Genomic DNA, 22,475 nt, shown 5'->3' on the forward strand with positions numbered 1-22,475 from the left:
ATCGGGTAACGAGCGCGACACGCCAAAAACACGGATTGCGCGTCTCGGCGAGTGAGGGGCGCCGTCTGCCTATATGTTTCATGCAGACAACGGACATGAATACCAACGACGCGATTCGGCGGTAATGGTCGCGGGGGGCCCAAGCAAGCGGGTAGCGTCGGGGAATACATGCGGCATAGCACGACGAACGGCGAACAGGAAGTAGGCCCTCAGCACCATGGCGCGCATCGGAGACGGCGGTGACCTGCTTAAGTGCTCGTTCTGCGGGAAGAGCCAAAAGCAAGTCAAGAAACTCATTGCTGGCCCCGGTGTGTACATCTGCGATGAGTGCATAGACCTCTGCAACGAGATCATCGAAGAGGAACTCGCCGACGCCGACGACGTCAAGCTCGACGAACTGCCCAAGCCCGCCGAGATCCGGGAGTTCCTGGAGGGATACGTCATCGGGCAGGACACCGCCAAGCGCACCCTGGCCGTCGCCGTCTACAACCACTACAAGCGGATTCAGGCCGGGGAGAAGGGCCGCGACTCGCGGTCCGAGCCCGTCGAGCTGACCAAGTCCAACATCTTGATGCTCGGCCCCACCGGCTGCGGCAAGACCTACCTCGCCCAGACCCTGGCCAAGATGCTCAACGTGCCGTTCGCCATCGCCGACGCCACCGCGCTCACCGAGGCCGGTTACGTCGGCGAGGACGTCGAGAACATCTTGCTCAAGCTGATCCAGGCGGCCGACTATGACGTCAAGCGCGCCGAGACCGGCATCATCTACATCGACGAGGTCGACAAGATCGCCCGCAAGAGCGAGAACCCGTCCATCACCCGCGACGTGTCCGGCGAGGGCGTCCAGCAGGCCCTGCTGAAGATCCTGGAGGGCACCCAGGCGTCGGTTCCCCCGCAGGGTGGCCGCAAGCACCCGCACCAGGAATTCATCCAGATCGACACCACCAACGTGTTGTTCATCGTCGCCGGTGCGTTCGCCGGGCTGGAGAAGATCATCTACGAGCGGGTCGGCAAGCGCGGACTGGGCTTCGGCGCCGAGGTGCGCTCCAAGGCCGAGATCGACACCACCGATCACTTCGCCGACGTCATGCCCGAGGACCTGATCAAGTTCGGTTTGATCCCGGAGTTCATCGGGCGGCTCCCGGTGGTCGCGTCGGTCACCAACCTGGACATGGAGTCGTTGGTCAAGATCCTGTCCGAGCCGAAGAACGCGTTGGTCAAGCAGTACACGCGCCTGTTCGAAATGGACGGCGTGGAGCTGGAGTTCACCGACGACGCGCTGGAGGCGATCGCCGACCAGGCGATCCACCGCGGCACCGGCGCCCGAGGCCTGCGCGCGATCATGGAAGAGGTCCTGCTGCCGGTGATGTACGACATCCCGAGCCGCGACGACGTCGCCAAGGTCGTGGTGACCAAGGAGACGGTGCAGGACAACGTCCTGCCGACGATCGTGCCGCGCAAGCCGTCGCGCAGCGAACGCCGCGACAAGAGCGCCTAAGCAATTCCCTGATTCCGGCCGCCTGAAGCTTTGAACAGCCCGGCCGAGGTTCCGCGGCGCCTGGCGCGTGGGCTGGACCTGCTCAACTTCCTGCTGGCCGATGTCCGCGACGGGTTGGGCCCGTACCTGTCGGTCTACCTGCTGGTGACCCATCACTGGGACCAGGGGTCGATCGGGTTCGTCATGGCGGTCGGCGGCATCGGGGCGATCGTCGCTCAGGCGCCGGCCGGCGCGCTGGTCGACCGAACGACGGCCAAGCGGGCGGTGATCATCGCGGGAGCGCTGACCGTCACCGCTGGATCGTTGGCGATGCCGTTGTTTCCGGACTTCTACTCGATCTCGGTGCTGCAGGCTCTCACCGGAGTCGCGGGTTCCGTCTTCGCGCCGGCGTTGGCCGCGATCACCCTCGGTGCGGTCGGCCCTCGTCTCTTCTCACGGCGGGTGGGGCGCAACGAGTCGTTCAATCATGCGGGAAACGCGTCGGCCGCGGCCGTCACCGGTGTCTTGGCTTACTTCCTTGGGCCCGCGGTGGTGTTCTGGGTGCTCGCCGCGATGGCGGCCGGCAGTGTCGTTGCGACCCTGCGGATTCCGGCCGACGCGATCGACAACGATGTGGCGCGGGGCATGGACCACTCCCCGGGCGAGCCGCGCCAGCAGCCGTCGCGGCTGGCGGTGCTGCTGCACAATCGCCGGCTGATGATTTTCGCCGTCACGGTCATCGCCTTTCACTTCGCCAACGCGGCGATGCTTCCCCTGGTCGGCCAGCTGTTGGCGTTGCACAACAAAGACGTCGGGACCGCGCTGATGGCGGGGTGCATCGTGGCCGCGCAGGTCGTCATGGTGCCGGTGGCCTACCTGGCCGGGGCCAAGGCCGATTCCTGGGGGCGCAAACCCATTTTCTTGGTCGGCTTCGCGGTCTTGGCCGCACGCGGATTTCTCTACACCCTGTCCGACAACTCGTACTGGCTGGTGGGCGTGCAACTGCTCGACGGCGTGGGGGCCGGTGTGTTCGGCGCGTTGTTTCCGCTCGTCGTGCAGGACGTGACGCACGGAACCGGTCGGTTCAACATCAGCCTGGGTGCGGTGACGGCGGCGACGGGCATCGGCGCTGCGGTCTCGAACCTGGTTGCCGGCTCGATCGTGGTGGCGGCCGGCTACGACGCCGCCTTCGCCTTCCTTGGTGCCCTGGCCGCCGCGGGCCTCGTGTTGTATCTCGTCGCGATGCCCGAGACGGCGCCCCAGCGCATGCCGGGCAGGCGATCAACGTGACCAATACCACACTTTCGCTGCCTACGCACCAGTAGCCCGCGCTGACTTCGGCATTTAACCGTAAATCCGCTGCATGCAATGCTTTCGAGACGCCCATGCTTCTCTTAAAGAAGTGCCATAATTGGTACTACTAGTGACACACAAGCTTGTGGGCCAGGGCGGCGTCCCAGCGGCGCGTACCCTAATGCTCCAGCGCGAAGTGCCTATCCGGTTAACGAATGGAAGGCGGATAAGTGGATCCGAACGGCAGTGGGGCCGGGTCTGATTCTCCCAATGGCTCCTCTCGCAATGGGTCGGACCGCCAGCGTCTAGAGCAAGTTGTCATTCGATTCGCCGGGGACTCCGGCGACGGCATGCAGCTGACCGGCGACCGGTTCACCTCCGAGGCAGCCCTTTTCGGCAACGACCTGGCGACCCAGCCGAACTATCCCGCCGAGATCCGCGCCCCCGCAGGCACATTGCCCGGGGTTTCGTCGTTCCAGATTCAGATCGCCGACTACGACATCCTGACCGCCGGCGACCGCCCCGACGTCCTGGTCGCGATGAATCCGGCGGCGCTCAAGGCCAACATCGGGGACCTGCCGCGCGGCGGAATGGTCATCGCGAATTCCGACGAGTTCACCAAGCGCAACCTGACCAAGGTGGGCTACGTGACGAACCCGCTGGAGACCGACGAGCTCGAGGAGTACGTCGTGCACTCCGTCGCGATGACGACGCTGACACTCGGGGCCGTCGAGTCGATCGGCGCGTCGAAGAAGGACGGCCAGCGCGCCAAAAACATGTTCGCGCTCGGCCTGCTGTCGTGGATGTACGGGCGGCCGATCGAGACCAGCGAGCGGTTCATCCGGGAGAAGTTCGCCCGCAAGCCCGACGTCGCCGAGGCCAACGTGCTCGCGCTCAAGGCGGGCTGGAACTACGGCGAAACGACCGAGGCGTTCGGGACGACGTACGAGGTCTCGCGGGCGGTCCTGCCGTCGGGCGAATACCGCCAGATCTCGGGCAACACCGCGCTGTCCTACGGCATCGTCACGGCCGGTCAGCTGGCCGGAATCCAGGTCGTGCTCGGCAGTTACCCGATCACGCCGGCCTCGGACATCCTGCACGAGCTGTCCAAGCACAAGAACTTCAACGTGATCACCTTCCAGGCCGAGGACGAGATCGGCGGCATCTGCGCGGCGATCGGCGCGTCGTACGGCGGCGCCCTCGGCGTCACCAGCACGTCTGGCCCGGGCATTTCCTTGAAGTCCGAAGCGCTGGGCCTGGCCGTGATGACCGAGCTGCCGCTGCTGGTCATCGACGTTCAGCGGGGCGGCCCGTCGACCGGCCTGCCCACCAAGACCGAGCAGGCCGACCTGCTGCAGGCGCTGTACGGCCGCAACGGGGAGTCCCCGGTGGCGGTGGTCGCGCCGCGTTCGCCGTCCGACTGCTTCGAGACCGCCATCGAGGCGGTGCGCATCGCGGTGTCCTACCACACCCCGGTGATCGTGTTGTCCGACGGCGCGATCGCCAACGGCTCGGAGCCGTGGCGCATCCCGGACGTCGGCTCGCTGCAGCCGATCACGCACGCCTTCGCCAAGCCCGGCGAGCCGTTCCAGCCGTACAACCGCGATCCGGAGACCCTCGCCCGGCAGTTCGCCGTGCCCGGCACCCCCGGGCTCGAGCACCGCATCGGTGGCCTGGAAGCGGCGAACGGCTCCGGCAATATCTCCTATGAGCCGGTGAACCACGACCTCATGGTCCGGATTCGGCAGGCCAAGATCGACGGCATCGCGGTGCCGGACCTGGAAGTCGACGATCCGACGGGAGATGCCGAGCTGCTGCTGATCGGGTGGGGCAGCTCGTACGGGCCGATCGGCGAGGCCTGCCGGCGCGCGCGGCGCAAGGGCATCAAGGTCGCGCACGCGCACCTGCGCAACCTCAGCCCGTTCCCGGCGAACCTCGGCGACGTGTTGCGGCGCTACCCGATGGTGGTGTGCCCGGAGATGAACCTGGGTCAGCTGGCACTGATCCTGCGCGGCAAGTACCTGGTGGACGTGCAGTCGGTCACCAAGGTCCAGGGTGTGGCCTTCCTGGCGGACGAGATCGGGCGTCTGATCCGCGCCGCGCTGGGCGGCACGCTGGCCGAAATCGAGCAAGACAAGAAGATGGTCGCCAGAATGGCGGCAGCGACGGTGGGAGCGGGAGCTAGCGAATGACCGACCTGATGGGCAATCTGGCGGGCACAGACCTCGGCTTGTCCCCGAGGCTTACCAAGAACGACGGGGTCCCCGCGTTGTCTGCCGAGGACCAGCCGCAGAAGGCCAAGGACTTCACCAGCGATCAGGAGGTGCGCTGGTGCCCCGGTTGTGGTGACTACGTCATCCTCAACACGATCCGCAACTTCCTGCCCGACCTCGGCCTGCGCCGCGAGAACATCGTCTTCATCAGCGGCATCGGCTGCTCCAGCCGGTTCCCGTACTACCTCGAGACCTACGGGTTCCACTCGATCCACGGCCGGGCGCCGGCCATCGCGACCGGCCTGGCGCTGGCCCGCGAGGATCTCTCGGTGTGGGTGGTCACCGGCGACGGCGATGCGTTGTCGATCGGCGGCAACCACCTGATCCACGCGCTGCGCCGCAACGTCAACATCACCATCCTGCTGTTCAACAACCGGATCTACGGGCTGACCAAGGGCCAGTACTCGCCGACGTCCGAGGTCGGCAAGGTCACGAAGTCGACGCCGATGGGCTCGCTCGATCAGCCGTTCAACCCGGTGTCGTTGGCGCTGGGCGCCGAGGCGACCTTCGTAGGCCGCGCGCTGGACTCCGACCGCGCCGGCCTCACCGAAGTGCTGCGCGCCGCCGCTGAGCACCGGGGCGCCGCCGTCGTCGAAATCCTGCAGGACTGCCCGATTTTCAACGACGGCTCCTTCGACGCGCTGCGCAAGGAGGGCGCCGAGGAGCGGGTGATCAACGTCCGCCACGGCGAGCCGATCGTGTTCGGCGCCAACGGTGAATACTGCGTGGTGAAGTCTGGCTTCAGCCTGGAAGTGGCCAAGACGGCCGACGTGCGCACCGACGAGATCGTGGTGCACGATGCGCACGCCGACGACTCGGCCTACGCGTTTGCGCTGTCCCGGCTTTCGGACCAGAACCTCGACCACACCGTGCTGGGCATCTTCCGCAACATCAGCCGGCCCACCTACGACGACGCGGCGCGCGCTCAGGTCCACGCCGCCCAGGCGTCGAAGCCGTTCGACTCCGCCGCGCTGCAATCGCTGCTGCGCGGGCGCGACACCTGGACCGTCGACTGACATGGCCGACCAGGGACCCGACACAGTGCCACTGGCCGGGGTGATAGTCGCTGGGGGCGAGTCGCGCCGCATGGGCCGCGACAAGGCCACGCTGCCCGGTCCGGGCGGATCCGGCACGCTCGCCGAGTACGTAGTCGGCATCGTCGCGCAACGCTGCGAGCCGGTCTTCGTGATGGCCGCCCCGGGGCAGCCGCTGCCGTCGCTGCAGGCCCGTGTGATTCGCGACGAGGTGCGGGGGCTGGGGCCGCTGTCGGCGACCGGGCGGGGATTGCGCGCGGCCGCGGAGGCCGGCGCCCGGTTCGCATTCGTCTGCGCCGTCGACATGCCGCTGCTGACCGCCGAACTCATCGATGACCTGGTCCACCTCGCCACCGAGACCAACGCCGAGGCGGTGTTGCCGTGGGACGGTCGCAGCCACTACCTGGCCGCGGTGTACCGCACCGATCTCGCCGATCGAGTCGACGCGCTGGTCGCCGCCGGCGAGCGCCGAATGAGCGCCTTGATCGACGCCTCGGATGCGCAGCAGATCGTGCTGCCGGATTCGCGCGCCCTGACGAACGTCAACACCGACGCCGAGCTGCGCGCGGCGACGCAGGCGCGCGTCTGACCCAAGCGGTTGCGCCATTAATTGGCCGTTGAAGCGCTATCCGATAATCGCTTCGGCCAATTCGCGCCTTTGTTTCGTGCATAAGTCCGTAGTCCGTCGTTATCTGCGCAATGGCGCCCGCGGCGGGGCTCTCTGCTTCATCGAATCGCCTGCTGCAGAGCGGTTTTCAGGATCTGGCCAATGACGCCTCAGCTCCGCCGATTCGGCAATCCATTGCGACCTCGGCAAATTACACTACGGGTCTCGAAAGTGATTGGCGCAGTTGCCAATTAGATTTGAATTGCTAAATCCATTGTTGTGCAGCAACTTTCACTCGATGATGCTCCTGTACGTCTGTTGCGGCGTGTCGGAAGTGATCTCGCGTATTGTGTTGTATCCTGCGCCGGTTCACCGTCGCGCCCCGGATGCAAAATCCGCGTTCCGGAGGGTTCGCCGAACCGGCAAACACGTGTGCCAGCTCACAAAAAGGGCGTGATTCGGCTCACGATCCGGTTGCGATTTCGCCTGATGGGCACCGCGCCAAAACGCGCGATTGACCTGCAGAGATGTTTCCGCCATCGCGGCGTGATCGGCTCGTTATCGAACCGAGATATCCGTTTCCTGAAGATGACGAACGCCCGTGGGTTTCGTACGGTCCCTGGTAGCCCGAAACGGGTTGACGGATAAGTAATCGAAAATTGAAAACACGGACCCGCGTGCGAGCGGGGCTGCGGACGGCACGGAAGCGCCGCGGCCCGGGGTAGGACCCCGCCGGGCAGATCGAGAGCCCGCCGCTGTCGTGCCCGAACGAGACGGCACGTCCCAGAGCACCTTTTCGGCACCAACCAAACCTTCGACCCACTCCGGTGGGTCTGCTTTGGCGCGCGCACCGCGAAAGGAAGAAATTTGAAGAACGTCCGCAAGACGCTCATCCTCGCCGCGATCACCGGCAGTTTGGTGGCGGTACCCTCCGCCAACGCGGAACCGATGGGCTTTGACCCGAACGTTCCCCCCGTCGGGGCCCCCGACGCGCCCCCGGCGCCGGCTCCGGACGCCCCGCCGGCAGCTCCGGCGGCCTTCGACCCCAACGTTCCGCCGCCGGCGGCCCTTCCGGACGCCCTGGCGCCGGTTGACGTGCCTCCCGCGCCAGCGCCCGACGCGCCGCCGCCTCCCGCGCCGGACGCCCCGCCGCCTGCCGCGCCGGACGCCCCGCCGCCCGCGCCCGTGGGCTTCGACCCGAACGTTCCGCCGCCGCCGGCGCCGGACGCTCCGCCCCCGCCGCCGGTTCACAAGGCGTACAGCGTGAACTGGGACGCCATCGCGCAGTGCGAGTCGGGTGGCAACTGGGGCATCAGCACCGGTAACGGCTTCTCCGGTGGTCTGCAGTTCACCTCGAGCACCTGGCACGCCAACGGTGGCTCGGGGTCCCCGGCCAGCGCCTCCCGCGAGGAGCAGATCCGGGTGGCCGAGAACGTGCTGCACTCGCAGGGCATCGGCGCCTGGCCGGTCTGCGGTCGCCGCGGCTGACCTGCGTCGTCAATAGAGGTACAAGTAGTGCCGGGCCATCGCGCCCGGCATTACTTGTTTTGGGGGTTTCGACCGCGGGGGTAGCGTCGGGCCGGTGACCGCAACGCCGCGCGAATTCGACATCGTCCTGTACGGGGCGACCGGCTTTGTCGGTCAGCTGACCGCCGAGTACCTGGCGCGCGCCGGAGCCGGCGCGCGGATCGCCCTGGCGGGCAGGTCGCCGGACCGACTAAGCGCGGTCCGCGACAGCTTGAGCGAATCGGCGCGGGACTGGGCCGTCCTGACCGCCGATGCTGCGTCGCCCTCGACCCTGGACGAGATGGCCGCCCGAACCCGGGTCGTCGTAACAACGGTCGGGCCTTACACCCGCTACGGGCTGCCGCTGGTGGCAGCGTGCGCGGCGGCGGGCACCGATTACGCCGACCTGACGGGTGAGGCGATGTTCGTGCGCGAGAGCATCGATCTGCACCACAAGCAGGCCGCCGACACCGGTGCCCGCATCGTGCATGCCTGCGGTTTCGACTCCGTCCCGTCGGATCTGACCGTGTATGCGCTGTACCGGGCGGCGCGGGACGACAGTGCCGGCGAGCTGGCCGACACCCATCTCGTGGTGCGCTCGCTGCGCGGCGGCCTGTCCGGCGGCACCGTCGCGTCGCTGCTCGAGGTGCTGGACACCGCCTCGAACGACCGCGAGGCCCGTAACCTGCTCAACGACCCGTACACGTTGAGCTCCGACCGCGGCGCCGAACCCGAACTGGGCCGCCAGCCCGACCTGCCGTCGCACCGCGGTCGTGACCTGGCGCCGGAACTGTCCGGCCTGTGGACCGCGGGATTCATGATGGCGCCCTACAACACCCGAATCGTGCGGCGCAGCAACGCGTTGCTGGACTGGGCGTACGGCCGGCGGTTCCGCTACGACGAGAACATGAGCGTCGGGTCGTCGCCCCTCGCGCCGGTGGCATCGGCCGTCGTCACCGGTGTGGGTAATGCGACGTTCGGGCTGGGCAGCCGCTACTTCCGGTTCCTGCCGCGAGGCCTGGTCGAGAGGGTCGTCCCCAAGCCCGGCACCGGTCCGAGCGAGGCCGTCCGCGAGCGCGGTTACTACCGGATCGAGACCTACACCACCACGACCACCGGCGCCCGCTACGTGGCGCGCATGGAGCAGAGAGGAGACCCGGGCTATAAAGCCACCGCGGTGCTGCTGGGGGAGTGCGGCCTGGCCCTCGCGCTGGACCGCGACACGCTTTCCGATCTGTCCGGCGTGCTGACGCCCGCGGCCGCGATGGGGGACGCGCTGCTGGCGCGACTGCCGGTCGCCGGCGTGTCGCTGCAGACCGAACGGCTGGGCTGATCCGTGTTGCCGCAACGGCTTTCGATCGGGGTCCGCTGGGTCTAGTGTCGTAATCGACTTGGGTCTACTCGACGAAGGTGGACACACCGATGGCCGGTCTCGACGATCTGTACTCCCAGATTCCCACTGCTGAAATCGCGAACAGGCTCGGCGCCAACGAAGGCGACGTCGACAACGCTGTTCACACCCTGGTGCCGGCCCTACTCGGCGGCCTGCAACAGAACTCTGACGATCCCGAGCACGCCAGCCGGATCGAGTCCATGGCAACCAGTCAAGCCGCGCGTGGCCTGCTCGACGCGGGCGGCGGCGAGGGCGACGGGCACCAAGCGGTCGCGACGCTTTTCGGTGGCAACGATGCCGACCAGGTCGCGTCGGCGCTGGCCGATCGGGGTGCCGGCGACGGTGAGCTGCTTAAGCAGTTGCTGCCGGTGGTGCTGCCGATTGTGTTGGCATACATCGGAAAACGGCTCGGCTCGGGCGGGGAGAGCGGCCCGCCGAAGAAAGAAGCATCTTCCGGCGGCGGCCTGGGTGAAGTCCTGGGCAGCATCCTCGGTGGTGGCTCCGGCGACAAATCCCTCGGCGGCATCCTCGGCAGTGTGTTGAGCGGTAAGGGTGGCGCGCTTGGCGATCTCCTCGGCGGCCTGCTCGGCGGCAAGAAGTAGTCCCGGCTGTTCACGGGCAGTTCCCGGACGGTTTCGATTGCGTCGAATTCACGGCTGCCCAAGGCGAACCAGGATGAGTAGGTTTGTCCTTATCGGACAAGGGAAATGACGTCCGACCCCAATCGGCCGGACGGCGACAACGAGAGGGGAACGAAGTGTCGGACACACTCACCGCGGGACAGAAGCTGGTGCGGGGCGAAGCGCTCACCTCACACAACGGCGCCTACACCCTGACCTTGCAAAACGACGGCAACCTGGTGTTGGCCGCGCGAGGCCAGGCGCTCTGGGCCACCGGGACCGACGGCCAGGACGTGGTGCGGGCCGAGGTGCAGCCCGACGGCAATTTCGTTGTGTACACGGCCGACAAGCCGGTGTGGCACACCGCCACGCAGGGCAAGAAGGACGTCAGGCTCGTGCTGCAGGACGATCGCAACCTGGTGCTCTACGCCGCCGACGGCGCGGCCTGGTCGACCAAGACCGAGACCGACGCGCCGCCGCCTCCGGCACCCGAGGCCGCGGCCACCGAGGAAGCGCCCGGCGTCGACGAGCCGGTCGCCGAAACCGCGGTCGAAGAGCCCACTGCCGAGGCGGCACCCGAGGCTGCTGCCGAACCAGAGCCGGAACCCGCCGCGCGGACGTACACCGTCGAATCCGGCGACACCCTGTGGGCCATCGCGGAGCGCTTCTACGGTGACGGCAGCAAGTATCAGGCGATCGCCGATGCCAGCGGCATCCCCAACCCCGACCTGATTCAGCCCGGCCAGGTGCTCACTATTCCCTGATCGCTGGGGAGGCGGTAGCGGTCGGATCCGTGTGACCAGCGGATTCGACCGCTTACGCGCGGGCAGCCGGGTCTCCCTAGAATTGACCGGTGACCGCCACCCCCCACCCCGCTGCCGACCAGCTCCCCAAGTCGTGGGATCCGGCCGCGATGGAGGACGCGATCTACCAGAAGTGGCTGGACGCGGGCTACTTCAAGGCCGATGCCAGCAGCTCCAAGCCCGCCTATTCGATCGTGCTGCCGCCGCCCAACGTGACCGGCAGCCTGCACATGGGCCACGCGCTGGAGCACACCATGATGGACGCGCTGACCCGGCGAAAGCGCATGCAGGGCTATGAGGTGCTGTGGCAGCCCGGCATGGACCACGCGGGCATCGCGACCCAGAGCGTGGTGGAAAAGCAGCTGGCGGTCGACGGCAAGACCAAGGAAGACTTCGGCCGGGAGCTGTTCGTCGACAAGGTGTGGGACTGGAAACGGGAGTCCGGCGGCGCCATCGGCGGCCAGATGCGCCGCCTCGGCGACGGCGTGGACTGGAGCCGCGACCGCTTCACCATGGACGAGGGCCTCTCGCGCGCGGTGCGCACCATCTTCAAGCGGCTCTACGACGCGGGGCTGATCTATCGGGCCGAGCGGCTGGTGAACTGGTCACCCGTGCTCGAGACGGCGATCTCGGACCTCGAGGTGAACTACCTCGACGTCGAGGGCGAGCTCGTGTCGTTCCGGTACGGCTCGCTCGACGACGCCGAGCCGCACATCGTCGTCGCCACCACCCGGGTGGAGACGATGCTCGGCGACACCGCGATCGCGGTGCATCCCGACGACGAGCGGTACCGCCACCTGGTCGGCACCAGCCTGCCGCACCCCTTCGTGGACCGTCCGCTGCTCATCGTGGCGGACGAGCACGTCGACCCCGAATTCGGCACGGGCGCGGTCAAAGTCACGCCTGCGCACGACCCCAACGACTTCGAGATCGGGCTCCGGCACGAGCTGCCGATGATCTCGATCATGGACACCAAGGGCCGGATCGCCGACACCGGAACGCAATTCGACGGGATGGATCGCTTCGTGGCGCGGGTCGCCGTGCGCGAAGCGCTGGCGGCGCAGGGCAGGATCGTCGAGGAGAAGCGGCCCTACCTGCACAGCGTGGGGCATTCGGAGCGCAGCGGCGAGCCGATCGAACCGCGGCTGTCGCTGCAGTGGTGGGTCCGGGTGGAATCGCTGGCCAAGGCCGCCGGTGACGCGGTTCGCAACGGGGACACCGTGATTCACCCCGCCAGCCTGGAGCCACGCTGGTTCGCCTGGGTCGACGACATGCACGACTGGTGCATCTCGCGGCAGCTGTGGTGGGGCCACCGCATCCCGATCTGGTACGGGCCCGACGGCGAGCAGGTGTGCGTCGGTCCCGACGAGGCGCCGCCGGAGGGCTGGGAACAGGACCCCGACGTGCTGGATACCTGGTTCTCCTCCGCGTTGTGGCCGTTCTCCACGCTGGGTTGGCCGGCGGAGACTCCCGAGCTGGAAAAGTTCTATCCGACAAGCGTTTTGGTGACCGGCTACGACATCCTGTTCTTCTGGGTCGCGCGGATGATGATGTTCGGCACCTTCGTCGGCGGTGACGACGCCATCACGCTCGGCGGCCGCCGCGGCCCGCAGGTGCCGTTCACCGATATTTTCCTGCACGGGCTGATCCGCGACGAGTTCGGCCGCAAGATGAGCAAGTCCAAGGGCAACGTCATCGACCCACTGGACTGGATGGAGGCGTTCGGGGCGGACGCCCTGCGGTTCACGCTGGCCCGCGGCGCCAACCCCGGCGGCGACCTGTCCGTCAGCGAGGATGCCGTCCGCGCCTCGCGCAACTTCGGCACGAAGCTGTTCAACGCCACCCGCTACGCGCTGCTGAACGGCGCCGCGCTCGCGGAGCTACCGGCCCATGACGACCTGACCGATGCCGATCGATGGATCCTCGGGCGCCTGGAAGAGGTTCGCGCAGAAGTGGATTCGGCCTTCGACGGCTACGAGTTCAGCCGCGCCTGCGAATCGCTGTACCACTTCGCGTGGGACGAATTCTGCGACTGGTACGTCGAACTGGCCAAGACGCAGCTCGCCGAGGGCCGCGCCCACACCACCGCCGTGCTGGCCGCGGTGCTCGACACGTTGCTGCGGTTACTGCATCCGGTCATCCCGTTCCTCACCGAGGCACTCTGGCAGGCCCTCACCGACCAGGAGTCGCTGGTGATCGCCGAGTGGCCCAAGACGTCGGGCATTGCCCTGGATCCCGTTGCCGCGCAACGGATCGCCGACATGCAGCGGCTCGTCACCGAGGTCCGGCGGTTCCGCAGCGACCAGGGGCTGGCCGATCGGCAGAAGGTGCCCGCCCGGCTGGCCGGCGTGGAAGCCTCCGACCTGAGCGGCCAGGTGGCGGCGGTGACATCGCTGGCGTGGCTCACCGCGCCGGAGCGGAACTTTCAGCCGTCCGCGTCGGTGGAGGTGCGCCTGTCCGGCGGCACCGTCGTCGTCGAACTCGACACGTCGGGCACCATCGACGTCGCCGCCGAGCGCCGGCGCCTGGAAAAGGATCTGGCCGCGGCGCAAAAGGAGCTGGCGTCCACGGCCGCCAAACTGGGCAACGCCGACTTCCTGGCCAAGGCGCCCGACCAGGTCGTCGCCAAGATCCGCGACCGCCAGCGCGTCGCCCAGGAGGAAACCGACCGGATCAACGCCAGGCTGGCCGCGCTGCAATGACTTTGGAGCCGCCCGAGCGGGCCACCAGCGCGGCTCCCACACCGGATGAGATCGCGTCCCTGTTGCAGGTCGAGCACCTGCTGGACCAACGCTGGCCGGAGACCCGCATCGAGCCCAGCCTGACCCGGATCAGCGCCCTGATGGACCTGCTGGGGTCGCCGCAGCTCGGGTATCCGTCCATCCACGTCGCGGGTACCAACGGCAAGACCTCGGTGGCGCGCATGGTCGACGCCCTGGTGACCGCCCTGGGCCGGCGCACCGGCCGGACCACCAGCCCCCACCTGCAATCGGCGGTCGAGCGCATCGCGATCGACGGGCAGCCGATCAGCCCGGCCCAATACGTGGCGACCTACCGCGAGATCGAGCCGTTCGTGCAGATGGTCGACGCGCAGTCACAAGCTGACGGTGGCCCGGCGATGAGCAAGTTCGAGGTCCTCACCGCGATGGCGTTCGCCGCGTTCGCCGACGCGCCCGTCGACGTGGCGGTGGTCGAGGTGGGCATGGGCGGCCGCTGGGACGCCACCAACGTGATCAACGCGCCGGTCGCGGTCATCACCCCCGTCGGCATCGACCACGTGGAATACCTCGGCGGCGACCTCGCCGGGATCGCCGGTGAGAAGGCCGGCATCATCCACCAGGCGCCCGAGGGCGCCCCGGACACCGTCGCCGTCATCGCGCGACAGGCGCCGGAGGCCATGGAGGTGCTGCTGGCCCAGGCCGTGCGCGCCGACGCCGCGGTCGCCCGGGAGGACTCGGAGTTCGCGGTGTTGGGCCGCCAGGTCGCGATCGGCGGGCAGGTGCTGCAGCTGCAGGGCCTGGGCGGGGTTTACTCGGACGTCTACCTGCCGCTGCACGGCGAACACCAGGCCCACAACGCGGTGGTGGCGCTCGCGGCGGTCGAGGCCTTCTTCGGGGCGGGCGCGCAGCGGCAGCTCGACGTCGAGGCGGTCCGGGCCGGTTTCGCCGCCGTCACCAGCCCCGGCCGGCTGGAACGCCTGCGCAGCGCGCCGACGGTGTTCATCGACGCCGCCCACAACCCGGCCGGGGCGACGGCGCTGGCGCAGACGCTGGCCGGCGAGTTCGACTTCCGGTTCCTGGTCGGCGTGCTGAGCATCATGGCCGACAAGGACGTGGACGGCATCCTCGCCGCACTCGAGCCCGCGTTCGATTCGGTCGTCGTGACCCAGAACGGCTCGCCGCGCGCGCTGGACGTCGAGTCGCTGGCGCTGGCCGCCCGTGAGCGGTTCGGGCCCGATCGCGTGGCGACCGCGGAAAACCTGCGCGACGCCGTCGAGGTCGCGACCGCCCTGGTCGACGAGGCGGCCACGGAAATCGATGAGGCGGAATCGTTTTCGGGCACCGGGATCGTCGTCACCGGCTCGGTGGTCACCGCTGGGGCCGCGCGGACCCTGTTCGGTAGAGACCCGCAATGACAGACCAGAGGCCCGACCCCTGGAAGAGCTTCGGCGGCGTGATGGCCGCAACGCTGGTCCTGGAGGCGATCGTGGTGCTGCTGGCCATTCCGGTGGTGGGCGCCGTCGGCGGCGGCCTGAACGCCGCGTCGCTGGTCTATCTGATCGGCCTGGCCGTCGTGTTGATCCTGCTGGCCGGGCTGCAGCGCAGGCCGTGGGCGATCTGGGTGAACCTGGCCGTGCAGGTGGTGCTGCTCGCCGGTTTCGCCATCTATCCGGGGGTCGGATTCATCGGCGTGCTGTTCACCGGGTTGTGGGCCCTGATCGCGTACTTCCGGGCCGAGGTGCGGCGGCGTCAGTCGCCGCCAAGCTAGTTGCGGATCGGTTCTGTACGCTGTCCGCCGTGACCGAACGGACCCTGGTACTGATCAAGCCGGACGCCGTCGAGCGGCATCTGATCGGCGAGATCATCGGCCGCATCGAGCGGAAAGGCCTCACCATCGCGGCGCTGGAGCTCCGGCACGTCAGCGAAGAGCTCGCCGGCCAGCACTACGCGGAACACGAGGGCAAGGCCTTCTTCGGATCGTTGCTGGAATTCATCACCTCGGGGCCGGTGGTGGCGGCGATCGTGGAGGGGCCGCGCGCGATCGCAGCGTTTCGGCAGGTCGCGGGTGGTACCGACCCGGTGGACAAGGCCACGCCCGGCACCATCCGGGGTGATCTCGGGCTGGAGACGCAGTTCAACCTGGTGCACGGGTCCGATTCGGAGGATTCCGCCAAGCGCGAGATCGCGCTCTGGTTTCCCGGAATTTAGCGCCAGGGCGATCCGGGCCACACCGAGACCCCGCCGGCGTTTGCTGACGCGCGCGGATCGGGCGCGGGTGGGCACTGGAAGTGATGTGGGATACTGACAGCGGGTGAACGTCGCCGGACCGGCTTCGGACACCCGAATGAAGACTTAGACAAGCGCGACCATCGCGTCCCCGCGATGTTGCGCCGCATGTCAGGCCTACATTCAGTACGGCGCCGAGTGAGTTCTACCTGAGCCGCTCGGGGCGAGACCATCACAAGCCTGGGAGAAGCGACCCGGGCCTATAGCGAAGCCCTCGCGTGGCCGCGTCGAACGACGCGCCCGGGGGCTAAAGGAGAATACGTGGTAGACAGTGCACCACCCACAGACTCGTCACGAGAGCCGGCCCACGATGAGGACCTGCCCGACCGCCTGAGGGTCCACCAGCTGGCACGGGCGCTGGGAAGCACCAACAAAGAGGTGCTGGCGGCGCTCACCGCGATCGACGGTCGGGACCGCAACGTGCACTCCGGCGTGGACCGCGAGGACGCGATCAAGGTGCGCGAATTGCTCTTCGCCCAACCCCTGCCGAACATCCCGGGCTTCAGCAGCGCGGCCGCCGCACAACAACCCTTGCTGCTCGACGCCTCAAGTGCGGGAAGGGATTACATGCCGTTGTTCGTCGCGCCGCAGCCGGTCGAGATCGGCGGCGAGCGCGACACCGACGACGATTCGGCCGACTCGGACGATTCCGACGGCGACGACGACGAACAGGCCGACCGGCCCGCCAACCGGCGGCGGCGGCGTGGCCGCCGGGGCCGGGGCCGCGGCCGCGGCGAACAGGGTGTCGCCGACGGCCAAGACATCGATGAGGACGCTGACTCCGACGACACCGACGAGGACGACTCCGACGCCGCCGACGACGAGAACGGATCCTCCGAGGCCGCCAGCCGGCGCCGCCGCCGGCGGCGACGGCGCAAGTCGGGCGCCGGAGACGACGGCGACGAGGGCCCGTCGCCGGACGATCCGCCCAACACCGTGGTGCACGAGCGCCCGCCGCGCAGCGGCAAGAACGGCGACGAGAGCGGCAGCTCAAACGCCGAAATCAAGGGCATCGACGGCTCCACCCGGCTGGAGGCCAAGCGGCAACGCCGCCGCGACGGGCGCGACGCCGGGCGGCGCCGCCCGCCGGTGCTGACCGAGGCCGAGTTCCTGGCGCGCCGCGAGGCCGTCGAGCGGATGATGGTCGTGCGCGACCGGGTCCGCACCGAGCCACCGCACCCCGGCGCGCGCTACACGCAGATCGCGGTGCTGGAAGACGGCATCGTCGTCGAGCACTTCGTGACCTCCGCCGCCTCCGCCTCGCTGGTGGGCAACATCTACCTCGGGATCGTGCAGAACGTGCTGCCCTCGATGGAGGCGGCCTTCGTCGACATCGGCCGCGGCCGCAACGGCGTGCTCTACGCCGGGGAGGTCAACTGGGAGGCCGCGGGACTGGGCGGGTCGGACCGCAAGATCGAACAGGCCCTCAAACCCGGCGACTACGTCGTCGTGCAGGTCAGCAAGGACCCGGTCGGCCACAAGGGCGCCCGGTTGACCACGCAGGTCTCGCTGGCCGGCCGCTACCTGGTTTACGTGCCGGGCGCATCGTCGACCGGGATCAGCCGCAAGCTGCCCGACACCGAACGCCAGCGGCTCAAGGAGATCCTGCGCGAGGTGGTGCCGTCCGACGCCGGGGTGATCATCCGCACCGCGTCCGAGGGAGTCAAAGAGGAGGACATCCGCAAGGACGTCACCCGCCTGCAGGAACGCTGGGAGCAGATCGAGGCGAAGGCCGCCGAAACCAAACAAAAGGCCGCCGGCGCCGCGGTGTCGCTCTACGAAGAGCCCGACGTGTTGGTCAAGGTCATCCGCGACCTGTTCAACGAGGACTTCGCCGGCCTGATCGTCTCCGGCGACGAGGCCTGGAACACGATCAACGAGTACGTGAACGCCGTTGCGCCAGAACTAGTTTCGAAACTCACCAAGTACGAACCCGCCACCGGACCGGACGACTCGACCGGGCCGGACGTGTTCGCGGTGCACCGCATCGACGAACAGCTCGCCAAGGCGATGGACCGCAAGGTGTGGCTGCCGTCGGGCGGCACGCTGGTGATCGATCGCACCGAGGCGATGACGGTGATCGACGTCAACACCGGCAAGTTCACCGGATCCGGCGGCAACCTCGAGCAGACGGTCACCAAGAACAACCTGGAGGCGGCCGAGGAGATCGTGCGCCAGCTGCGGCTGCGCGACATCGGCGGCATCGTGGTCATCGACTTCATCGACATGGTGCTCGAGTCCAACCGCGACCTGGTGTTGCGCCGGCTGACCGAGTCGCTGGCCCGTGACCGCACCCGCCATCAGGTCTCCGAGGTGACATCGCTGGGCCTGGTCCAACTGACCCGCAAGCGGCTGGGCACCGGGTTGATCGAGGCGTTCTCGTCGACGTGCCCGAACTGCGGCGGCCGCGGCCTGCTGCTGCACAGCGATCCGGTGGATTCGGCCCCGTCCAACGGCCGGAAATCCGAATCCGGTGGCCGCCGGGGCAGGCGGTCGAAGAAGAAGGGCGCCGAGGAGCCCACCGTGGCCAAGGTGCTGCCGGCCCACACGCCCGGGGAACACCCGATGTTCAAGGCGATGGCGGCCGGCACGTCCGGGACGTCGGAGGCGGTGTCCCAGGCTGACGGGGAGCCCGAGGAGACGGCCGAGGAAGCCATCGCCCAGGTCGACGGCGAGGCCGAAGTGCCGCCCGACGCCGCCGCGGCGGACGCCGACCGGGACGACTTCGAGGACAACGGCCAGGACTTTGGCGAGAGCGACAGCGACGAGGACGAGGACGAGGACGACCTCGACGACGATGATGACGACCTCGATGACGAGGACCTCGACGTGGACGACGATGACGACGAAGACGACGAGGACGAGGACGACGACGACCTCGACGACGACGAGGACACCAGCGCGGCCGGTGACGCGGGAGCGGGCTTCGGCCGCCCGCGCCGTCGTCGCGCGGCGGGCCGGCCGGCCGGACCGCCGATCCACGTGGACTGACCTGCGTGACCCGAGCGGTCAAGCGAGCCGGTTTGACCCTGTAGCCGCTGGTCACGTACCCTTGGACAGTTGTCGTCAGGCCAGACCGCTAAGACTTTGGTCGGCGACGGGCGGTACTCCCGGGTGACCGGCGCGGACCCGCACCCCAGACCCACCACGAACGAGCGGTGGCACGCGCGCGAAGGAAAGAGGCAGGAGCAACGATGGCGACGTACGCAATCGTCAAGACCGGCGGCAAGCAGTACAAAGTCGCCGTCGGAGACGTCGTCAAGGTCGAGAAGCTGGACTCCGAACCGGGCGCCAACGTGACGCTGCCGGTCGCCCTGGTCGTCGACGGCGCCAAGGTCACCAGCGACGCCGCCGCGCTGGCCAAGGTCGCGGTGACCGGCGAGGTGCTCGAGCACACCAAGGGCCCCAAGATCCGCATCCACAAGTTCAAGAACAAGACCGGCTACCACAAGCGTCAGGGTCACCGTCAGCAGCTGACGGTCCTGAAGGTCACCGGGATCAAGTAGCGAGGACCACATGGCACACAAGAAGGGCGCTTCCAGCTCGCGCAACGGCCGCGACTCCGCCGCGCAGCGGCTGGGCGTGAAGCGGTTCGGCGGCCAGGTCGTGAAGGCCGGCGAGATCATCGTCCGCCAGCGCGGCACCAAGTTCCACCCCGGCGTCAACGTCGGGCGGGGCGGCGACGACACCCTGTTCGCCAAGGAATCCGGTGCGGTCGAGTTCGGGACCAAGCGCGGCCGCAAGACCGTCAGCATCGTCGCGGCCGGGCAAACCACCGACTAGCGTTTTGCCCGGGCCCGGCCCGGGCGCTGCGTCCGGCCGCGGGCACCGGCCCGCATCGGCGCCCGCGGTAGTTGAGAGGACCCTCGATGCCCCGGTTTGTCGATCGCGTCGTCATCCACGCGCGCGCGGGTTCCGGCGGTAACGGCTGCGCGTCGGTCCACCGCGAGAAATTCAAGCCGCTCGGCGGCCCCGACGGCGGTAACGGCGGCCGCGGCGGCAGCATCGTGTTGGTCGTCGACCCGCAGGTGCACACCCTGCTGGACTTCCACTTTCACCCGCACGTCACCGCGCCCTCGGGCAAGCAGGGGATGGGCAACAACCGCGACGGTGCCGCCGGCGCGGACCTGGAGGTAAAAGTCCCCGACGGCACCGTCGTCCTGGACGAAAACGGCCGCCTGCTCGCCGATTTGGTGGGGGCCGGCACCCGCTTCGAGGCGGCCGCCGGTGGCCGCGGCGGCCTTGGCAACGCCGCGCTCGCATCGCGCGCCCGCAAGGCCCCGGGCTTCGCGCTGCTCGGCGAGCCGGGCCAGGCCCGCGACCTGACGCTGGAGCTCAAGACCGTCGCCGACGTCGGCCTGATCGGGTTTCCCTCGGCCGGGAAATCCTCGCTGGTGTCCGCGATTTCGGCGGCCAAGCCGAAGATCGCCGACTACCCGTTCACCACGCTGGTTCCCAACCTCGGCGTCGTGTCGGCGGGTGAGCACACCTTCACGGTCGCCGACGTGCCGGGGCTGATCCCGGGGGCGTCGGAGGGGCGCGGCCTGGGCCTGGAATTCCTGCGCCACATCGAGCGATGCGCCGTGCTGGTGCATGTCGTCGACTGCGCCACCGCGGACCCCGGCCGCGACCCGATCTCCGACATCGACGCGCTGGAGACCGAACTCGCCGCCTACACCCCGACCCTGCAGGGAGACGCGGTGCTGGGCGATCTGGCCGAACGGCCGCGGGCGGTGGTGCTCAACAAGATCGACGTGCCCGAGGCCCGTGAACTTGCCGAATTCGTCCGCGACGAGATCGCCGCGCGCGGCTGGCCGGTGTATCTGGTTTCCACGATCACCCGTGATGGACTGCAGCCCTTGGTCTTCGGGCTCTGGCAGATGATCTCGGAGTACAACGCCGCGCGGCCCCAGATCGTGCCACGCCGCCCGGTGATCCGACCGCTGCCCGTCGACGACAGCGGTTTCACCGTCGAGTCGGACGGCGAGGGCGGGTTCGTCGTCACCGGCGCCCGGCCCGAGCGGTGGGTCGGCCAGACCAACTTCGACAACGACGAAGCGGTGGGTTACCTCGCGGATCGCCTGGCGCGCCTCGGTGTCGAGGAGGAACTGCTGAAGCTCGGCGCGAAACCCGGCTGCGCCGTGACCATCGGCGAGATGACGTTCGACTGGGAGCCGCAAACCCCTGCGGGAGAACACGTTGCGCTGTCCGGCCGCGGCACCGACGCGCGGCTGGATCGCAGCGAACGAATCGGGGCCGCCGAGCGCAAGGCCGCCCGTCGTCAGCGCCGCCAACACGGTGACGAAGAATAGCGCGCAGCGACGATGCAGAGCGAAGCGATGAGGAGGAGCGGCGCAATTGAGTAGGCACCGCGAAACCATCCGAACCGCGCGCAGCCTGGTGGTCAAGGTCGGCACCAACGCGCTGACCACACCGTCCGGGGTGTTCGACGCCGGCCGGCTGGCCGGACTGGCCGACGCCATCGAGGCGCGCATGAAGGCCGGCACCGACGTCGTCATCGTGTCGTCCGGTGCCATCGCCGCCGGCATCGAACCGCTCGGATTATCGCGTCGCCCAAAGGATTTGGCGACCAAGCAGGCCGCCGCCAGCGTCGGCCAGGTGGCGTTGGTCAACTCGTGGAGCGCGGCGTTCGCCCGCTACGGCCGCACGGTCGGGCAGGTGCTGCTGACGGCGCACGACATTTCGGTGCGGGCCTCACACACCAACGCCCAGCGCACCCTGGACCGGCTGCGCGCCCTGCACGCGGTGGCGATCGTCAACGAAAACGACACGGTGGCCACCAACGAGATCCGGTTCGGCGACAACGACCGGCTCTCGGCGCTGGTGGCCCACCTGGTGGGCGCCGAGGCGCTGGTGCTGCTCTCCGACATCGACGGCCTCTACGACTCCGATCCGCGGAAAACCAAGGGCGCCAGGTTTATCCCCGAAGTGTCCGGCGCCGCGGACCTGGACGGCGTGGTCGCCGGCCCGGGCAGCGACCTGGGCACCGGCGGCATGGCGTCGAAGATGTCGTCGGCGCTGCTGGCCGCCGACGCCGGCGTCCCGGTGCTGCTGGCCGCGGCGACCGACGCCGCGACGGCGCTCAGCGACGCCTCGAGTGGAACGGTGTTCGCGCCGCGCCCGGTCCGGATGTCGGCCCGCCGGTTCTGGGTGCGTTACGCCGCCGAGGCCGCCGGTTCGCTGACGCTGGACGAGGGCGCGGTGCGCGCGGTGGTGCGGCAACGCCGCTCGCTGCTGGCCGCCGGCATCACGACCATCTCCGGCCGGTTCTATGCCGGCGACGTCGTCGAACTGCGCGGGCCGGACGCGACCATGGTGGCACGGGGAGTGGTCGCCTACGACGCGACCGAGCTGGCCACCATGATTGGCCGGTCGACCACCGACCTGCCCGCGGAGCTGCGCCGGCCGGCGGTGCACGCCGACGACCTGGTCGCGGTGTAGC

Annotated in this window: 18 protein-coding genes; all 18 read left to right on the forward strand. The window is 68.6% G+C overall.

Translation table 11 applies throughout. The features are described from left to right. The first annotated feature begins 217 nt into the window (after window positions 1-217). The 18 genes from clpX to proB all read left to right on the forward strand — a co-directional run bounded on the left by clpX (window position 218) and on the right by proB (window position 22,474). Window positions 218-1,498: an ATP-dependent Clp protease ATP-binding subunit ClpX gene (gene clpX, locus A5712_RS10085; RefSeq protein ID WP_067159263.1), complete on the forward strand. Its 1,281-nt coding sequence runs from the start codon at window positions 218-220 to the stop codon at window positions 1,496-1,498. A 30-nt stretch (window positions 1,499-1,528) separates the two neighbouring features. Next, entirely contained in the window at window positions 1,529-2,767 is a 1,239-nt protein-coding gene (locus A5712_RS10090) for an MFS transporter (protein WP_068104038.1), read from the forward strand. Between the two features lie 233 nt (window positions 2,768-3,000). Then, window positions 3,001-4,962, forward strand: coding sequence for a 2-oxoacid:acceptor oxidoreductase subunit alpha (locus tag A5712_RS10095; protein WP_082973378.1), 1,962 nt, complete (start codon window positions 3,001-3,003; stop codon window positions 4,960-4,962). Continuing rightward, entirely contained in the window at window positions 4,959-6,059 is a 1,101-nt protein-coding gene (locus A5712_RS10100) for a 2-oxoacid:ferredoxin oxidoreductase subunit beta (protein ID WP_068104042.1), read from the forward strand. Before A5712_RS10095 ends, A5712_RS10100 begins: the two co-directional genes overlap by 4 nt. A gap of 1 nt (window position 6,060) precedes the next feature. After that, window positions 6,061-6,666 carry a molybdenum cofactor guanylyltransferase gene (gene mobA / locus A5712_RS10105; protein WP_068104044.1) on the forward strand — a complete coding sequence of 202 codons (606 nt, stop codon included), beginning with the start codon at window positions 6,061-6,063 and terminating at the stop codon, window positions 6,664-6,666. An 885-nt stretch (window positions 6,667-7,551) separates the two neighbouring features. Next, window positions 7,552-8,172: a transglycosylase family protein gene (locus A5712_RS10110; RefSeq protein WP_068104046.1), complete on the forward strand. Its 621-nt coding sequence runs from the start codon at window positions 7,552-7,554 to the stop codon at window positions 8,170-8,172. Window positions 8,173-8,266: 94 nt separating this feature from the next. Next, window positions 8,267-9,523 carry a trans-acting enoyl reductase family protein gene (locus A5712_RS10115; RefSeq protein WP_068104048.1) on the forward strand — a complete coding sequence of 419 codons (1,257 nt, stop codon included), beginning with the start codon at window positions 8,267-8,269 and terminating at the stop codon, window positions 9,521-9,523. A gap of 89 nt (window positions 9,524-9,612) precedes the next feature. Next, a complete protein-coding gene (locus A5712_RS10120) occupies window positions 9,613-10,185 on the forward strand; it encodes a DUF937 domain-containing protein (protein ID WP_068104049.1) in 573 nt (190 codons plus the stop codon). A 155-nt stretch (window positions 10,186-10,340) separates the two neighbouring features. Further along, on the forward strand, window positions 10,341-10,967 hold the full coding sequence (locus tag A5712_RS10125) for a LysM peptidoglycan-binding domain-containing protein (protein WP_068104051.1): 627 nt from the start codon (window positions 10,341-10,343) through the stop codon (window positions 10,965-10,967). A gap of 89 nt (window positions 10,968-11,056) precedes the next feature. Next, the gene (locus tag A5712_RS10130; RefSeq protein ID WP_068104053.1) at window positions 11,057-13,708 is read left to right on the forward strand and encodes a valine--tRNA ligase; all 2,652 of its coding nucleotides are present in this window, start codon (window positions 11,057-11,059) and stop codon (window positions 13,706-13,708) included. Further along, window positions 13,705-15,141 carry a folylpolyglutamate synthase/dihydrofolate synthase family protein gene (locus A5712_RS10135; RefSeq protein ID WP_068104055.1) on the forward strand — a complete coding sequence of 479 codons (1,437 nt, stop codon included), beginning with the start codon at window positions 13,705-13,707 and terminating at the stop codon, window positions 15,139-15,141. The genes A5712_RS10130 and A5712_RS10135 overlap by 4 nt, the downstream gene beginning before the upstream one ends. Further along, entirely contained in the window at window positions 15,138-15,494 is a 357-nt protein-coding gene (locus A5712_RS10140) for a DUF4233 domain-containing protein (RefSeq protein ID WP_068104057.1), read from the forward strand. The genes A5712_RS10135 and A5712_RS10140 overlap by 4 nt, the downstream gene beginning before the upstream one ends. Before the next feature lie 29 nt (window positions 15,495-15,523). After that, a complete protein-coding gene (gene ndk, locus A5712_RS10145) occupies window positions 15,524-15,934 on the forward strand; it encodes a nucleoside-diphosphate kinase (protein ID WP_068104059.1) in 411 nt (136 codons plus the stop codon). 339 nt (window positions 15,935-16,273) lie between these two features. Beyond that, on the forward strand, window positions 16,274-19,003 hold the full coding sequence (locus tag A5712_RS10150) for an Rne/Rng family ribonuclease (protein WP_068104061.1): 2,730 nt from the start codon (window positions 16,274-16,276) through the stop codon (window positions 19,001-19,003). Between the two features lie 203 nt (window positions 19,004-19,206). After that, entirely contained in the window at window positions 19,207-19,518 is a 312-nt protein-coding gene (rplU, locus tag A5712_RS10155; protein ID WP_067158787.1) for a 50S ribosomal protein L21, read from the forward strand. Window positions 19,519-19,528: 10 nt separating this feature from the next. After that, entirely contained in the window at window positions 19,529-19,795 is a 267-nt protein-coding gene (gene rpmA / locus A5712_RS10160; protein WP_068104066.1) for a 50S ribosomal protein L27, read from the forward strand. 86 nt (window positions 19,796-19,881) lie between these two features. After that, entirely contained in the window at window positions 19,882-21,324 is a 1,443-nt protein-coding gene (obgE, locus tag A5712_RS10165; protein ID WP_068104068.1) for a GTPase ObgE, read from the forward strand. A 46-nt stretch (window positions 21,325-21,370) separates the two neighbouring features. After that, a complete protein-coding gene (proB, locus tag A5712_RS10170; protein ID WP_068104070.1) occupies window positions 21,371-22,474 on the forward strand; it encodes a glutamate 5-kinase in 1,104 nt (367 codons plus the stop codon). The last annotated feature ends 1 nt before the right edge of the window (window position 22,475 follow it).

The sequence above is a fragment of the Mycobacterium sp. E2327 genome, from assembly GCF_001672675.1.
Classification (GTDB): Bacteria; Actinomycetota; Actinomycetes; order Mycobacteriales; family Mycobacteriaceae; genus Mycobacterium.

Excerpts from the sequence above, each read along its gene's own strand:
- clpX (WP_067159263.1), top strand. The coding sequence starts at position 218 with ATGGCGCGCATCGGAGACGGCGGTGACCTGCTTAAGTGCTCGTTCTGC.
- A5712_RS10100 (WP_068104042.1), top strand. The coding sequence starts at position 4,959 with ATGACCGACCTGATGGGCAATCTGGCGGGCACAGACCTCGGCTTGTCC.
- mobA (WP_068104044.1), top strand. The coding sequence starts at position 6,061 with ATGGCCGACCAGGGACCCGACACAGTGCCACTGGCCGGGGTGATAGTC.
- A5712_RS10120 (WP_068104049.1), top strand. The coding sequence starts at position 9,613 with ATGGCCGGTCTCGACGATCTGTACTCCCAGATTCCCACTGCTGAAATC.
- A5712_RS10135 (WP_068104055.1), top strand. The coding sequence starts at position 13,705 with ATGACTTTGGAGCCGCCCGAGCGGGCCACCAGCGCGGCTCCCACACCG.
- A5712_RS10140 (WP_068104057.1), top strand. The coding sequence starts at position 15,138 with ATGACAGACCAGAGGCCCGACCCCTGGAAGAGCTTCGGCGGCGTGATG.
- rplU (WP_067158787.1), top strand. The coding sequence starts at position 19,207 with ATGGCGACGTACGCAATCGTCAAGACCGGCGGCAAGCAGTACAAAGTC.
- rpmA (WP_068104066.1), top strand. The coding sequence starts at position 19,529 with ATGGCACACAAGAAGGGCGCTTCCAGCTCGCGCAACGGCCGCGACTCC.
- obgE (WP_068104068.1), top strand. The coding sequence starts at position 19,882 with ATGCCCCGGTTTGTCGATCGCGTCGTCATCCACGCGCGCGCGGGTTCC.